Genomic DNA, 14,000 nt, shown 5'->3' with positions numbered 1-14,000 from the left:
GACCGCCCAAGTGATGCCCTATTGTCCTGGGCTGAGGAGGCGCCGCCCGGGCGATCTCCTGGGCCAGGGAGGTGCCGCATGCCGACCGACGACCCCACGACCGGCCGGCGGGCGGCCCGCTGGGACGCGTTCGCCCTCGCCCGTGCCCGAGTCGTCCTGGACGCGCTCGAACGCCTCGTCGGCGGGTTCGGCACCTCGTTCCTGGCGTTGATCGCCTTCGCGCTGGTGATCGCCACTGCGGTGACCAGCCTCGTCGGTGTGGGCCTGCTGCTGGCGCCCGTCACGCTGCGCGTGGTGCGGGTCGTCGCCGACCGGGAACGCGGGCGGCTCTCCCGCTGGGGTCCGGAGGTCGTCGGCCCGGAGCCGATACCGCATGGGCTGCGCGCCGCCCTCGCGGACTCGGCCGTACGCGGGGAAGTGGGCTGGGTGGCGACGCATGCCGTCTTCGGGCTGCTTGTCGGAGCGATCGGTCTCTCGCTGCCCCTCTACGCGGTGCGCGACATCCCCTTCCCGTTGTACTGGCGGCTGCTGCCACCGGACGTGGCGGCCACGTCGGCCAGTGGGCTCTGGACCGTGCAGGGCTGGCCCAGCGCCCTCGCCGTCTCCCTGCTGGGCATCGGCTGGATCGTCATCACCGCCACGATCATCCCAGGGATGGCGCGGCTGCAGGCCTGGCCCGGCCGGCGACTGCTGGCGCCCGTCTCCGGAACCGACCTCGCGCTGCGGGTCGTACAGCTCACCGCGACCCGCGCCGCCGCGCTCGACGCGCACTCCGCCGAACTGCGGCGCATCGAGCGGTCGCTGCACGACGGGACGCAGAACCGGATCGTCGCCGTCAACGTTCTGCTCGGCGCGGCCCGCCGGGCTCTGACACGCGACCCGGCCAGTGCCGAGGCCATTCTCGAACGTGCGCAGGACGCCGCCGAGCAGGCACTCGCCGAGCTCCGCGGGGTCGTCCGCAGCATCCTGCCGCCGGTGCTGACCGACCGGAGCCTTTCGGACGCGCTCACCGGTCTGGCCACGGCCTGCCCGGTGCCCTGCCGGATCGACGCCGACCTGCCCGTCCGGTGCGCCTCCTCGGTCGAGGCGACGGCCTACTTCGTGGTGGCCGAGACGCTCACGAACATCGCCAAGCACAGCCGTGCCGGGCGCGCCGACGTCCTGGCCCACCTCCAGGACGACCGGCTCCACCTGCGGATCACCGACGACGGCCAGGGCGGCGCGGACGAACGCAACGGGTCCGGGTTCGTCGGCATCCGCCAACGTACCGAAGCACACGATGGGACATTCATGCTGACCAGCCCACCCGGTGGGCCCACCACCGTGACCGTGAGCCTGCCATGCGGATCGTGATCGCCGAGGACGACCCGCTCCTGCGCGAAGGGCTCGCGCTGCTGCTCCGCGCCGAGGGGATCGACGTCGTGGCCACCGCCGGTGACCCCAGCGGCTTCCTGGACGCCGTCGGGGCCCACAAGCCGGACGTCGCGATCGTCGACGTACGGATGCCGCCGACCCACACCGACGAGGGGATCGTCGCGGCCGTCGAGGCCCGGCGCCGCCAGCCGGACCTGGCCGTGCTCGTGCTGTCCGCCTATGTCGAGCAGGCGTTCGCCACCGAGTTGCTCTCCCATGGCAGCTCCCGCCTCGGGTACCTGCTGAAGGAGCGGGTCGGGCGAGTGGACGAGTTCCTGGCCGCGCTGCATCGGGTGGCGGACGGGGGTACGGCCATCGATCCGGATGTCGTCGCGCAGCTGCTCGTACGCACCCGGCCCGACACTCGGCTGGAGCGCCTCAGCCCGCGCGAACGCGACGTGCTGGCCCTGATGGCCGAAGGTCTGGGCAACGCCGCCATCGCCGAGCGGCTCTTCGTCACTGATGGCGCCGTGCACAAGCACATCCGCAGCATCTTCGCCAAGCTCGACCTGGCGCCCACCGACCGGGCGGACCGGCGCGTCACCGCCGTCCTGCACTACCTGGAGGACGCCAACCGCCGGGTGTGACCCGGATGTCACTTGCTGGGCTGGGGTGTCTCACAGTCGATCTTCGGGTTCATGCCGACATAGTTGAGAGGGCCGGCCACGATCGTCACGGCGATGGTGGCCAACTTGTTGCAGTTGTCGACCGGTCCTGAGTAGTAGTCACGCTGGCCCGCCGCGAAGGCGCCGACGATCAGCCAAAGGATCACCACTACTGACGCTAAGCGCATCGGTTCTACCTCCATCATTCGGCCTTGGTCACCAGTCTCTCCCCCTGGCGAGGCCGAGGAAACGGACAGTTTTCCCACCGTCCGTCACTGAAGCGGGACCTTCGGCGACTTTCTGAGCGGAGGCCCGCCAGTCGTCAGGTCCTTGACCTGGCCGGTGGTGCTGGTGGCCGCCAGAGCGACGGCGAACAGGATGAGCTGGTTGAGCAGCTTGAGAAACACCAGCATCCCCACCGCTCCCGCGACCACCTGGTAGGCGGGGTTGGCCGCGGTGAGGTTGAGGTAGACCTGCCCGAGGGTCTTGAGGATCTCCAGGCCGAACGTGATGACGAGGGCCGGGCCGATCACCCTGCGCAGCGGCAGGTGCAGCCGGGGCGGGGCGGTCAGCAACGCCATGGCCAGCAGGGTGTTGATGCCGAGACCGATGACGAACGCGGCCGCGGACAGCACCCACTGGGCCCAGTCGGCGTCCGTGCCCACCGTGTGGACGGCCAGCCAGCTCAGCAGCCACTCGGCGGCGAAGGCGAGGGCGATCGACAGGAAGAGCAGCACACCGAGCCCGGCCACCACGCCCAGGTCGATGAGCTGGCGCAGGATGAACCTCCCCGGATACTCCTCGATCCGCCAGATCGCCCTGCTGGCCGAGCGCAGGGCGTCCATCCAGAACAGGCCCGTCAACGGCAGCGCGACGAACGCCACCGCCCCGGCCGTCGTCCGCGCGTCGATCAACGCCTGGACGTCCAGCCGCGGGAAGTTCTCGCTCAGATAGTGCCGCACCGCCTCCAGCACCGGCGGATAGTCCAGGTACCGGCCGAGAATGGCGAACCCCAGCAGGGCGAGCGCGAAGGTGGCGAAGAAGGAGTAGTACGTGAGCGCGGCCGACAACCGGCCGGCGTCCACCTTGTCATAGCGGATCAGGGCCCGGACCAGATGATCCAGCCAGCCATGACGACTTCTCGCCCGAGCCCAAGCCGCCGGCAACCGTCCGAGCTTGCTCACCGTACCGTCCAAAACCGCTCGATCTTCAGGCTGAGCCTCTACCCGGGCGTGCGTCGAATCATCCTGGCCGCACCTTACTGGGCGGCCAGGATCCGTGCCTATCAGGAGCGGAGGTGAGAGTCTGGGAGACGTGAAGCCGGATCGGGGACCCCTCTGGGGGCTGGTGCCACCAACGCTGGCCAAGCTGGCCGCCTGGAGCGCCTGCTTGATCCTCATCGGCTTCGTGGCCAACTACATAGTCAACATCGTGGTGCTGATGCACCTCATCGCCCTGCCGGTCGCGGTCGCGCTGCTGCTGACCGCGCTGCTGTTCCCCCTCACCAGACGGCTGCGCGCGATGGGTCTGCGGCCGATCTACGCCACGTGGATCACCATGCTCGTGGCGTTCGCCGTGGTGGCCGGGACGGGCTGGGTCATCGGTGTCCGGGCCAACGAGGAGTTTCCCGGCCTGGTGAAACAGGTGCAGCAGACCGCCAAGACGATGGAGGGCTGGCTCTACACCGGCCCGCTGCACGTGAAGCCGAACCAGCTCAGCAACTGGGTCGACGACATCGCCAACCTGGTCACCGAGCAGCAGCGGCAGATCACCTCGACCGTACTCGCGGGCACCGTGGTGCTGCTCGAAGCGCTGGCCGCGACCGTCCTGCTGCTCTTCGTGACGTTCTTCCTGCTCAAGGACGGGGACCGGATCTGGGCGTGGTTCCTCAAGGCGTTCGGTACGGTCGCGCCACGGGTCGATCGCGCCGGGCGTACGGCCTGGGTCACGCTCTCGCACTACGTACAGGGCACCGTGGCCGTGGCGGCGGTGCACGGCATCCTCATGGGCATCGTGCTCGCGGTCATGGGCGTCCCGCTCTGGGCGGCGCTGGCCGTGCTGATCTTCCTGGCGAGTTTCATCCCGATCGTCGGTATCTTCTTCGCCGGAGCCGTCGCGACGCTGGTCACGCTCGGCGCGAAGGGTCCGATCTACGCGCTCATCTTCGTCGGCATCCTGGTCGTCGAGCAGCAGTTGGAGAACCACGTCCTCCAGCCGCTGATCGTCGGCCGGGCGCTCCACTTCCACCCGCTGGCGATCATCATCGTGCTCTCCGTCGGCGGCATCCTGGCGGGGATCGCGGGCGCGATCGTGGCCGTGCCGATCGCCGCAATCCTGTACCGATCGGTGCCCGAACTCTTCCGGGACGAACCGCTCCCGCTCCCACCCGTGCCGGAGCCGGAACCACCACCGCACCACGGCAAACCCGCCCAGACCGCCGGCGGACCAACGCTGCCGACCGGTTGACGCGATGATGCGCGACGGGACTAGGCGCTCGTGGCCAGGAGGATCTTCAGCAGCTCGTCGGGCGCGTCCCGCATCACGTTGTGCCTGGACGCGAGGGCATGCGCGCGCCACGACGGATCGGCCAGCGCCCGCTCGTAGGCCGGCTTGAAGGCCGACTCCCCCTCGCCCTCGGCCGCGTACACATAGTCCTTGCTCCGGAACCGGTCGAGCCCGCCGCGCAGGCGGATCGACTGGATGAGGGAGGCCAGCGGGTGCGGCGTCGCCCGCGGATCGAAGAAGGGCAGCGGCGCGGTCGCGTAGCCGTTCGCGTGGGCGTCGCCGATGTACCAGTGTCGCTGGTCGTCCGTGGCCAAGGTCCAGCAGGAGTCCCCGTCCTCGGGTACGAAGGCGTCGACATAGACCAGACCGTCGACCCGCTCGGGGACGCGGTCGGCGGCACCGGTGATCACCATTCCGCCATAGCTGTGCCCCACCAGCACGACGTCGGTGATCTGCTCGTCCTCCAGGAGATTCACCACGTCCTCGACGTGCGTGTCGAGGTTGACGGAGGCGTTGAGCAGGTGCTTCCTGGCCCCCAGCCCGGTCAGCGTGATCGGGTACGCCTCGTGGCCGTGCTGCCGGAGCCGGCGCGCCAGCGGTTCGAAACACCACGCGCCGTGGCAGGCGCCGGGAACAAGTACGAAGGTCGTCATCGGGGATTCCTCAGGTAGGTGGCGTACGTCCCCAGCCTCCGGCAGAACGAACCAGAAGTCCAAGAGATAGTACGTCTCCATATGAGAAGGAACAGTTATGGAGGATCAGGCGGTGAGCCGGGCGATCTGCCGTAGCTCGCCGCGGGTCGTCTCGCAGTCCAGCCGCCGGAGTTGGTCCACCACCCGGCCGGCCTGAGGGCTGTACTTGAGCTCCTCGGGGCAGGTCTCCGCCACCTTCCTGAGCATGGCGGTGGCGGCTTCCGGGTTGCGGTCCATGGCGTAGGCCGTGGCCAGGGACAGGAAATAGCGGGCCTGCCGGTCCTTCGCGTACAACCGGTCGGCGTCGACGTCCGCCGCCAGCCGGATGGCCTGCCGGTAGCGTCCCATGCGTGCCGCCACCACCACCGCGTGCAGGTCCACCTCGGCCATGAAGTCCACGCCGAGCCGCCCGCCGAGCTTGCGGGCGCGGTTCAGGAGTTCCTCGGTCCGGAGGAGGTCGTTCTCCTCGGCGGTGGCCAGCGCCGCCGTCAGGTAGCAGGTGCCGATGGTCGACGGGTCGTCCGTGAGCTCGGTCGCGGCCAGGCACAAGCGGCGGGCGTCGGCGTACCTGCCCAGGTGGATGAGGACCTCGGCCAGCTCGGCCCGGGTAAGCGCCCGCAGGTCGGCGGGCGCGGCGGCCACGGCGCGGTCGGCGGCCAGCAGGGCGAGCGGGTGATGGCCGCAGCCGCGCAGCAGCGTCGCGAACAGCCGGTAGACGTCGGTGAGGTCGGCGGCGGCGGCCTGCCGGTCCTCGGCCTTCGCGTGCTCCGCCGACGTGTCGGCCATCAGGAGGAGGGCGGGCAGGCGACGGCGTAGCTCGGTGTAGCGTCTGGGCGAGCGTCGCCAGATCTCCCACGCCGACGACACGTGGCGGTGGACGCGGTGCACGCTCTCGGTCACCCCGTCGGCGCACAATCTGGGGAACAGCAGTGCCCGGCCGACGTCATCGCATTCGCCGTGGTCGCCGGTGGCCGGCAGTGTTATGTGGCCGCCGATGAGTTCGGAAAGGTCGTTGACGCGGAGAACATCGGCGATTCGCATGATGGTGGATAATCGGTCCAGCGGCCTGGCGCCTTTTTCGACCAGCCGGAGCCATTCCTCGCTGCAGCCCACGAGATTCGCCAGAATGCGCCGGGACAGGCCGCGTGCGCGGCGCATGGCCATGATCCGGCCGCCGTCGACCAAGAAATCGCTGGCCATGCCGCCAGATTAGGCGATGAATTCGACGGCCATCGACGGCCATAAATGACCGCCGCTTTCTGCCACCGGGCGCCGAAGAAAAAGCCGCTATCGTATTCGGAGAATCGTGGGATGCCGTCGCGCAACTCCAGTTGGATCCGGGCGGCCCGGCCGGGGTGAGACTGCCGCGACACCGTTCGGCAGGAGGAGACCACGATGACGATCGACGTCGAGTCGATACGGAAGGCATTCCCGTTCTTCGAGACAGCCGCTGACGGCTCCCGTCCGCCCGTCTACCTCGACAGCGCCGCCACCACGCAGAAGCCGGCCGTGGTGCTCGACGCCCTCAGCCACTACTACACGCGCGCCAACGCCAACGTGCACCGTGGTGTCTACCGCCTGGCCGTGGAGGCGACCGAGCTGTACGAAGGGGCCCGGCGCAAGGTCGCGGCCTTCGTCAACGCGCCCCGCACCGAGGAGATCGTCTTCACCAAGAACGCCACCGAGGCCACCAATCTCCTGGCCAACACGCTGATGTGGGGCGACGGGCGGCTCCGGGTCGGTCCCGGCGACGAGATCGTCCTGACCGAGATGGAGCACCACTCCAACCTCATCCCCTGGCGACTGCTCGCCGAGCGTGTGGGGGCGAAGGTCAGTTATCTGGGCATCACGGACGACGGCCGCCTGGACCTGTCCCGCCTGGCCGAGCTGGTCACGGACCGGACCAAGGTCGTGGCCGTCGTGCACGCCTCGAACATCCTGGGCACCGTGAACCCCATCGCGCCGATCGCGGCCCGCGCGGCCGAGGTCGGCGCCCTGCTGGTCGTCGACGCGGCGCAGTCGGTGCCGCATCTCGGAGTGGACGTCGCCGCGCTCGGTGCCGACTTCGTGACGTTCTCCGGGCACAAGATGTGCGGGCCCACCGGGATCGGCGTGCTGTGGGGCCGGCACGAGCTGCTGGCGGCGCTGCCGCCCTTCCTCGGCGGCGGCGAGATGATCGAGACGGTCAGTGTGGACGCCATGCACTACGCCGCACCCCCGCTCAAGTTCGAGGCCGGGACGCCGCCGGTGGCGCAGGCGGTCGGCCTGGGGGCCGCGTGCGACTTCCTCTCGGAGATCGGGATGGACGCGGTCTCCACCCATGACCAGGCACTGATCGAGTACGCGCTGGACCGGCTCGGCGAGGTGCCCGGCATCCGGTTCATCGGGCCGGCGGACACCCGCGACCGGCTGCCGCTGCTCTCCTTCGTGGTGGACGGCATGCCGCTCCAGCAGGTGCGCACGGCCTTGGACGAGGCGGGGATCGCGGTACGTTCGGGCCACCACTGCGCCCAGCTCGCATGCAGCCGCTTCGGCATCCCGGCGGCCATCCGCGCCTCCTTCTACCTGTACAACTCGGCCGACGAGGTCGACGTCCTGGCCACGACCCTGGAACAGGCGCGCGGCTCCCGGCGGAGCGAGCGCGCCCCGGACACGGTCTACGAGGCCGCCGACACCCGCCAGGTCCGCCCTTACCAGGAGGTCCTGGTGCCGGGGATCTTCCGGCCCTGGGCGTACCGGCTGGTCGAGGAGCTGGCTCCCGCCCAGGGAGCCAGGGCGCTCGACATCGGCACCGGGCCGGGCACGGTGGCCCGCGTCATGGCGGCGGCCGTGGGCGACGGCGGGGCCGTGGTCGGCACCGACCCGAGCCCGGCCATGCTCGCGCTCGCGCGGGAGGAGCCGCCCGTCAGCGGAGCCCCGATCCAGTACGTCGAGTGCGGCGCGGCCCCCCTGCACGTGTCCGACGAGGCGTTCGACCTGATCACCATGCAGCAGGCGCTCCAGTTCGTCCCGGACCGGCGCGCCGCGGTGGCCGAGATGCGCAGGGCCGCCCGTCCCGGCGCGCGGCTCGCCATCGCCACCTGGTCACCGCTCCGCCACAATCCGCTCTTCCGCGCCCTGCACGACGCGGTGGGCGCCGTGCTCGGCCGCGGACCGGCCGCGTTGTTCGAGGAGCCGTGGTCGCTGGGCGGGGAGGAGGTCGCCGCCCTGGTGGAGGAGGCGGGCTTCGGCCGGGTCGAGCTGCGCGAGTGGACGGTGCCGGTCACCATCCCCGGCGGACCGGACGCCTTGTGCTGCCTCTTCGACTTCTCGGCGGTCGGGCCGCACATCTCCGTCCATCGCCAATCCCTATACACGGCCGTCCGCGCGAACCTGGCCCACTGTACGGACGGGCACGGCGTGCACGCGGAGACCTCGGCGAGCGTGGTGACCGCCCAAGCCTGATCGTCAGCGACCCAGCCCGGCGGATGGCCCCGGCGTCGGGCAGGGTCGCCACACACGCAGCCTCACCATTCCGCCATCGAGCCGTCGTCATGCCGCCAGACCGGGTTGCGCCAGGCGTGCGGGTGGCGGGCGGCCTGCCGTACCGCCTGCTCGTCGATGGTCACCCCCAGGCCGGGCAGCGTGGTGCGGTGGGCGTGACCGTCGGTGAAGGTGAACGGGGCGGGGTCGAGGACGTAGTCGAGGAGTTCGGCGCCGCCGTTGTGGTAGATGCCCACGCTCTGCTCCTGGATGAGGAAGTTGGGCGTGGCGAAGCCGATCTGCAGGCTGGCGGCCAGCGCGATCGGGCCGAGCGGGCAGTGCGGGGCGAGTTGCACGTCGAACGTCTCGGCGAGCGCGGCGATCCGCCTGACCTCCGAGATGCCGCCCGCGTGGGACAGGTCGGGCTGGGCCACGGCCAGGCCGGAGGTCAGCGGCGGCAAGAAGTCGGTGCGGGAGTACAGGCGCTCGCCGAGCGCGATCGGCACGTCCGTCGAAGCGGTCAGGTCGCGGAGCCGGTGCAGGTGGTCGGGGGCCAGCGGCTCCTCCACGAACAGCGGTTGCAGATCGGCGACGGCGGCAAGGACGCGTCTGGCGTTGGCGGTCGTGGCGCGGCCGTGCAGGTCGATCGCGAAGTCGCGGCCGGGGCCGAGGGCCGACCTGGCGACCTCCGCCCGGCCCACCACGGAGGCGAGGTCGGCGGCGGTGAGGGAGCGCGGCATCAGGCCCGAGCCGTTCATCTTGACCGCGGTGAACCCGGCCTCGACCTGCTTGTCGATCTCCTCCCGCAGCTCGCCGGGGTCGTCGCCGCCGACCCAGGCGTAGACCCTGACCTTGTCGCGGACCGGCCCGCCGAGCAGGGCGTGCACGGGCGCGCCGTAGTGCTGGCCGGCGATGTCCCACAGGGCTTGGTCGAGCCCCGCGACAGCGCTGGAAAGTACAGGGCCGCCCCGGTAGAAGCCGCCCTTGGTGAGCACCTGCCAGTGGTCCTCGATCCGCAGCGGATCCTGGCCGAGGAGATATTCACTGAGTACGTCCACCGCGGCCCGCACGACCTCGGCCCGTCCCTCGACGACGGGCTCGCCCCAGCCGACGATGCCCTCGTCGGTCTCCACGCGGCAGAACAGCCATCTCGGCGGCACCGGGAACGTCTCGATCCTGGTGATCTTCACAGCAGTTCCTCCAGGTCGCGCCACGCCTTGTCGAGCAGGTCCCGCATCGCCGCCTCCGCGGCCTCGCCGTCCTGTCTCTCGATGGCCGCCAGCACCGCCAAATGACTGGGTACGGGGTCGTCGCTGCCGCTGGAGCCGTGGACGAGCCGGTCGCGCCCGGCCAGGCCCGCGCCCATGACGACCTCCATGCGGATGAGCAGTTCGTTGTCGCCCGCCGCCAGCAGCGCCCGGTGGAAGTCCAGGTCGGCCGCGACGGGGTCGGCGGCGGACGCCATCGCGTCCAGTGCCTTCCGCAGGGCGTCGAGCTGTTCGGGGGTACGGCGCAGCGCGGCCAGCCGGGCGACCTGGGGCTCGACGATGGAGCGCAGTTCGTGCAGGTCGCGCAGGAATCCCGGGTCGGGGCGCCCGGCGAACTTCCACCGGATCACGTCGCCGTCGAGGAGGTTCCAGTCGGCGCGCGGGCGTACATAGGTGCCGAGCTTGGGCTTGGCCCCGATGAGCCCCTTGGCGGTGAGGACCTTCATCGCCTCGCGCAGCGCCGTCGAGCTGACGCCGAGCCGTTCCTGCAGGACGGTGACGTCGAGACTGTCGCCCGCCCTGAACTCTCCGCCGAAGATCATCGAGGCGATGGCCTCGACCGTCTGCCCGTGGAGCCCGCGCCCGCTGTAGGCCGCCATCATGCCGAGTCCTTCACGATGCTCCAGCCGCCGTCCACGACTACGCAGGCTCCCGTGACGAACGAGGCTTCCGGCGAGGCCAGGAAGGCGATCACCGCGGCCACCTCCTCGGGCGTGCCGAACCGGTCGAGCACGGTGGCCCGGACACTGTCCGCCCGGCCCGCCTCGTCCACCCGGTCCCAGGCGGGCGTCATGATCGGCCCGGGAAGGACGCAGTTGACGCGGACGGCGGGGCCGTACTCGACCGCCAGCTGCCGGGTGAGCGCGGTCAGCCCGCCCTTGGCGGCGGCGTAGGCGGGGTGTCCTGGCAGGCCGACGAGCGCGTGCACGGAGGAGGTGACCACCATGGCGCCGCCCCTGGTGGCCAGGCCGGGCAGCAGCCTGCGGGCGGCCAGGAAGGTGCCGGTCAGGCTGACGCCGAGCTGCCGGTTCCACGACTCCAGCGTGGTCTGGTGCGCGGGCGCCACCTCGGCGACGGCCGCGTTGCTCACAATCACGTCGATCGGACCCCACTCGGCGACCCGTTCCCAGGTCTCCTCCTCGGCCACGTCGCCGCGCAGGTAACCGGCGCCTGTCTGCGGCGGCTCCGCGACGACATCGACCACCAGGACGGACGCGCCCTCAGCGGTCAGCCGCGCCGCCGTCGCGGCGCCGATCCCCGACGCACCACCGGTCACGACGGCCGTCCTGCCCGCGAAGCGCCCGCTCATGACCCTGCCAGTACGACGACATCAAGGGGAGCCAGCTCCACCCCAGCCACGCTCACGGGCCGGTCACCGTGGTTGAGCAGGAACAGGTGCTCCCCACGCCGTACGGCCTCCACCTCGTCGGGCACTCCCTGGAGGACGGGCGCGACCTCCGCCAGCCGCAGGGCGTCGCGGACGAGCTCGCGCATGGCCCGCTCGTCCGGGCGCGTGCCGAGGTAGGTGGCGGCGCCCAGGCCGAAGGCGTGCCGGGTGATCGCCGGCGCCCCGGCCAGCGGGCCGCCGGTGTAGGCGGCCAGGACCTCGGCACCTTCCGCCACGACGTGGTCGGCCCACAGGTCCGCGCTCCCGCCCGAGGTCAGGCCCACACTCTCGCCCTCACTGAGCGGCCAGAACTCCTCCACCCGCAGCCCGAGCAGCTCCCGGAAGGCGCCGGGGTAGCCGCCCAGCCGGATACGGTCGCACTCGTCGACGATCCCGCTGAAGAACGACATCAGCAGGTGCCCACCGCCCTCGACATAGCCGCGCAGGTTGGCGGCCGCCGCGTCGGTGCACAGGTAGAGGTTCGGCACCACGACCAGCTTGTACGCCGACAGGTCCGCCTCGGGCGGCACCACGTCCACCGTGACGTTCTCCCGCCAGAGCGGCGCGTAGTGGGCGCGTACCCGCTCGGGAATCTTCAGCTCGCCCGGCCGGGCGTCCAGCTCCAGCGCCCACCAGTTGGCGTAGTCGTGCACGATCGCCACGTCTGCGCGCACCCGCGAGCCCGCGACGCCGGACAGCGCCGCCAGCTCGGCGCCCAGCCCGGCCACCTCGCGGAAGATCCGGTTGTCCGCGCCGCCGTGGGAGACGATCGCCGAGTGGAACTTCTCCGCGCCGCCCGCCGAGGCCCGCCACTGGAAGTACATGACCGCGTCGGCGCCGCGCGCCACCGCCTGGTGGCTCCACAGCCGGTTCAGGCCGTCCCGCTTCGGCCGGTTCGGCGGGCGGTAACTGATCGCGCTGGTCGCGGTCTCCATCATCAGGTAGGGCCGGCCGCCGCCCAGCGAGCGCATCTGGTCGTGGAAGAAGGCCGCGTCGATGTGCGCGCCGGGGTCCTTCGGCTCGGGGTAGATGTCGAGCGCCACCACGTCGAAGTCGGCCGCCCAGGAGGCGTAGTCGGCGACCGGCTCCCACATGCCCATGATGTTCGTGGTGATCGGCACGTCGGGGGTCAGCTGCTGGAGCACCGCCCGCTCGGCCCGGTAGCAGGCCAGCAGCGCGTCGGAGCTGAAGCGGCGGTAGTCGAGATCCTGCGCCGGGTTGCGCAGGGTCGGGGTCGCGCGGGGCGGCAGCACGTCGGCCCAGTCGGCGAACCGCTGGCTCCAGAACGTGGTGGACCAGGCGGCGTTCAGCGCGTCGAGGTCGCCGTAACGCTCGCGCAGCCAGGTGCGGAAGTCTTCGGCGGAGACGTCGCAGTAGCACTCCTGGATGTGGCAGCCGTACTCGTTGCCGACGTGCCAGATGGCCAGCGCGGGATGCCCGCCGTACCTCTTGGCCAGCTGGACGGCCAGCCCCACGGCCGCCTCGCGGTAGACGGGCGAGCTGGGGCAGTAGTGCTGGCGCGAGCCCGGCGACAGGCGCACGCCCTCGCGGGTGACCGGCAGCGTCTCGGGGTGCCGGCGCGACAGCCAGGCCGGCGGTGACGCGGTGCCCGTGGCCAGGCTGACCTCGATGCCCGCGTCGCCGAGCAGGTCCATGACCTCGTCCAGCCAGCCGAAGTCGTAGACCCCCGGCTCGGGCTCGACGAGGCCCCAGGAGAAGACGCCGAGCGTGACGATGGTGACCCCGGCCTCGCGCATGAGGCGGATGTCCTCGCGCCAGACCTCCGGCGACCACTGCTCGGGGTTGTAGTCGGCGCCGAAATGTACTCGGTCGTGCTTCATCCTTTGACGCTCCCTGCGGTGAGGCCCGCCCGCCAGAATCGCTGCAGCGAGGCCATGGTGATGACGAGAAGGAGCGCGGACACCGCTGCGCCGGTGACCGTGAGCTCGAAGAAGGCCGGGTTCCTGAAGGTCTGGGAGTTCCACAGGGCCAGGCCCAACGTGACAGGGTAGAGGTTCTGGTCCGACAGCATCACCAGGGGCAGGAAGTAGTTGTTCCAGATGCCGATGAACTGGAACAGGAAGATCGTGACCAGCGCCGGGCTCATGATCTTCAGGCCGATGCTGAAGAAGATGCGATACTCCCCCGCGCCGTCCAGCCGCGCCGACTCCAGCAGCGCGTCGGGGATCGCCGCGTTGGCGTGGATGCGCGCGAGGTAGACGCCGAACGGGCTGACGATGCTGGGCAGCAGCACCGACCAGAACGATCCGGTCAGGCCCGCCTGGCTGAAGATGAGGTACGTGGGCAGCGCCAGCACCGTGGCCGGCACGAGCACGCCCGCCAGCACCAGGTTGAACAGCGCCTCCCGGCCCCGGAAGGGGTATTTGGCCATGGCGTAGCCCGCCCCGGCCGACAGCATGGTGGCCACCAGCGCGCCGACGCCCGCGTACAGGAAGCTGTTGAGTATCCAGCGGCCGAACAGCCCGTCGCCGAACAGGCGGGCGAGGTTGGCGCCGAGCTGCGGGTGCGGCGACCACAGACCGAACGTGCCGAACAGGTCGGCGGTGCTCTTGGTCGCGGCGACCAGCACCCAGACGACCGGCAGCAGGAAGTAGACGGCCGCCGCGAGGAGCAACGCCATGACCACGACGGTGGCCGGTCTCCACCG

Annotated in this window: 13 protein-coding genes; 4 read left to right on the top strand and 9 right to left on the bottom strand. The window is 70.8% G+C overall.

Annotation, left to right across the window (positions count from 1 at the left end):
• Positions 1–78: 78 nt before the first annotated feature.
• Both ACGFJ2_RS22435 and ACGFJ2_RS22430 read left to right on the top strand, forming a co-directional pair.
• Entirely contained in the window at positions 79–1,353 is a 1,275-nt protein-coding gene (locus ACGFJ2_RS22435; protein ID WP_358193465.1) for a sensor domain-containing protein, read from the top strand.
• On the top strand, positions 1,341–2,000 hold the full coding sequence (locus ACGFJ2_RS22430) for a response regulator transcription factor (RefSeq protein WP_357939384.1): 660 nt from the start codon (positions 1,341–1,343) through the stop codon (positions 1,998–2,000). Before ACGFJ2_RS22435 ends, ACGFJ2_RS22430 begins: the two co-directional genes overlap by 13 nt.
• Before the next feature lie 8 nt (positions 2,001–2,008).
• Here ACGFJ2_RS22430 and ACGFJ2_RS22425 read toward each other — a convergent pair whose 3' ends face one another.
• Together ACGFJ2_RS22425 and ACGFJ2_RS22420 are read right to left on the bottom strand one after the other, a co-directional pair.
• The gene (locus ACGFJ2_RS22425) at positions 2,009–2,185 is read right to left on the bottom strand and encodes a hypothetical protein (RefSeq protein ID WP_357939382.1); all 177 of its coding nucleotides are present in this window, start codon (positions 2,183–2,185) and stop codon (positions 2,009–2,011) included.
• Between the two features lie 105 nt (positions 2,186–2,290).
• A complete protein-coding gene (locus tag ACGFJ2_RS22420) occupies positions 2,291–3,202 on the bottom strand; it encodes a YihY/virulence factor BrkB family protein (protein ID WP_393471067.1) in 912 nt (303 codons plus the stop codon).
• Between the two features lie 130 nt (positions 3,203–3,332).
• Here ACGFJ2_RS22420 and ACGFJ2_RS22415 point away from each other — a divergent pair, with 130 nt between their 5' ends.
• Positions 3,333–4,484, top strand: coding sequence for an AI-2E family transporter (locus ACGFJ2_RS22415; RefSeq protein ID WP_357939378.1), 1,152 nt, complete (start codon positions 3,333–3,335; stop codon positions 4,482–4,484).
• Positions 4,485–4,504: 20 nt separating this feature from the next.
• Here ACGFJ2_RS22415 and ACGFJ2_RS22410 read toward each other — a convergent pair whose 3' ends face one another.
• Both ACGFJ2_RS22410 and ACGFJ2_RS22405 read right to left on the bottom strand, forming a co-directional pair.
• Positions 4,505–5,176 carry an alpha/beta hydrolase gene (locus ACGFJ2_RS22410; RefSeq protein WP_357939376.1) on the bottom strand — a complete coding sequence of 224 codons (672 nt, stop codon included), beginning with the start codon at positions 5,174–5,176 and terminating at the stop codon, positions 4,505–4,507.
• Between the two features lie 105 nt (positions 5,177–5,281).
• Positions 5,282–6,415 (bottom strand): helix-turn-helix transcriptional regulator, encoded by a 1,134-nt coding sequence (locus tag ACGFJ2_RS22405; protein WP_357939374.1) that lies wholly within the window; start codon positions 6,413–6,415, stop codon positions 5,282–5,284.
• A gap of 195 nt (positions 6,416–6,610) precedes the next feature.
• Between ACGFJ2_RS22405 and ACGFJ2_RS22400 the strand changes: the two genes are divergently transcribed.
• On the top strand, positions 6,611–8,659 hold the full coding sequence (locus tag ACGFJ2_RS22400) for a SufS family cysteine desulfurase (protein ID WP_393471062.1): 2,049 nt from the start codon (positions 6,611–6,613) through the stop codon (positions 8,657–8,659).
• A gap of 62 nt (positions 8,660–8,721) precedes the next feature.
• Here the strand turns inward: ACGFJ2_RS22400 and dgoD are convergent, their stop codons facing one another.
• The 5 genes from dgoD to ACGFJ2_RS22375 are packed head-to-tail and all read right to left on the bottom strand — an operon-like array spanning position 8,722 to position 13,973.
• Positions 8,722–9,867, bottom strand: coding sequence for a galactonate dehydratase (dgoD, locus tag ACGFJ2_RS22395; protein WP_393471059.1), 1,146 nt, complete (start codon positions 9,865–9,867; stop codon positions 8,722–8,724).
• Positions 9,864–10,547, bottom strand: a complete 684-nt coding sequence (locus ACGFJ2_RS22390; RefSeq protein WP_393471056.1) for a FadR/GntR family transcriptional regulator — start codon at positions 10,545–10,547, stop codon at positions 9,864–9,866. The genes dgoD and ACGFJ2_RS22390 overlap by 4 nt, the downstream gene beginning before the upstream one ends.
• The gene (locus ACGFJ2_RS22385) at positions 10,544–11,254 is read right to left on the bottom strand and encodes an SDR family NAD(P)-dependent oxidoreductase (RefSeq protein WP_393471053.1); all 711 of its coding nucleotides are present in this window, start codon (positions 11,252–11,254) and stop codon (positions 10,544–10,546) included. Before ACGFJ2_RS22385 ends, ACGFJ2_RS22390 begins: the two co-directional genes overlap by 4 nt.
• Positions 11,251–13,173: a beta-galactosidase gene (locus ACGFJ2_RS22380; RefSeq protein WP_393471050.1), complete on the bottom strand. Its 1,923-nt coding sequence runs from the start codon at positions 13,171–13,173 to the stop codon at positions 11,251–11,253. The genes ACGFJ2_RS22385 and ACGFJ2_RS22380 overlap by 4 nt, the downstream gene beginning before the upstream one ends.
• Positions 13,170–13,973, bottom strand: coding sequence for a carbohydrate ABC transporter permease (locus tag ACGFJ2_RS22375; protein WP_358193569.1), 804 nt, complete (start codon positions 13,971–13,973; stop codon positions 13,170–13,172). Before ACGFJ2_RS22375 ends, ACGFJ2_RS22380 begins: the two co-directional genes overlap by 4 nt.
• Positions 13,974–14,000 lie beyond the last annotated feature (27 nt).

The organism is Nonomuraea sp. NPDC049028 (assembly GCF_043197735.1).
Taxonomy (GTDB): domain Bacteria; phylum Actinomycetota; class Actinomycetes; order Streptosporangiales; family Streptosporangiaceae; genus Nonomuraea.
This window is presented reverse-complemented; position numbering and strand designations above follow the sequence as displayed.

Coding starts and splice junctions, on each gene's coding strand:
- ACGFJ2_RS22405 (WP_357939374.1), bottom strand. CDS start 6,415: ATGGCCAGCGATTTCTTGGTCGACGGCGGCCGGATCATGGCCATGCGC.
- ACGFJ2_RS22435 (WP_358193465.1), top strand. CDS start 79: ATGCCGACCGACGACCCCACGACCGGCCGGCGGGCGGCCCGCTGGGAC.
- ACGFJ2_RS22410 (WP_357939376.1), bottom strand. CDS start 5,176: ATGACGACCTTCGTACTTGTTCCCGGCGCCTGCCACGGCGCGTGGTGT.
- ACGFJ2_RS22430 (WP_357939384.1), top strand. CDS start 1,341: ATGCGGATCGTGATCGCCGAGGACGACCCGCTCCTGCGCGAAGGGCTC.
- ACGFJ2_RS22400 (WP_393471062.1), top strand. CDS start 6,611: ATGACGATCGACGTCGAGTCGATACGGAAGGCATTCCCGTTCTTCGAG.
- ACGFJ2_RS22390 (WP_393471056.1), bottom strand. CDS start 10,547: ATGATGGCGGCCTACAGCGGGCGCGGGCTCCACGGGCAGACGGTCGAG.
- ACGFJ2_RS22380 (WP_393471050.1), bottom strand. CDS start 13,173: ATGAAGCACGACCGAGTACATTTCGGCGCCGACTACAACCCCGAGCAG.
- ACGFJ2_RS22385 (WP_393471053.1), bottom strand. CDS start 11,254: ATGAGCGGGCGCTTCGCGGGCAGGACGGCCGTCGTGACCGGTGGTGCG.
- ACGFJ2_RS22375 (WP_358193569.1), bottom strand. CDS start 13,973: ATGGCGTTGCTCCTCGCGGCGGCCGTCTACTTCCTGCTGCCGGTCGTC.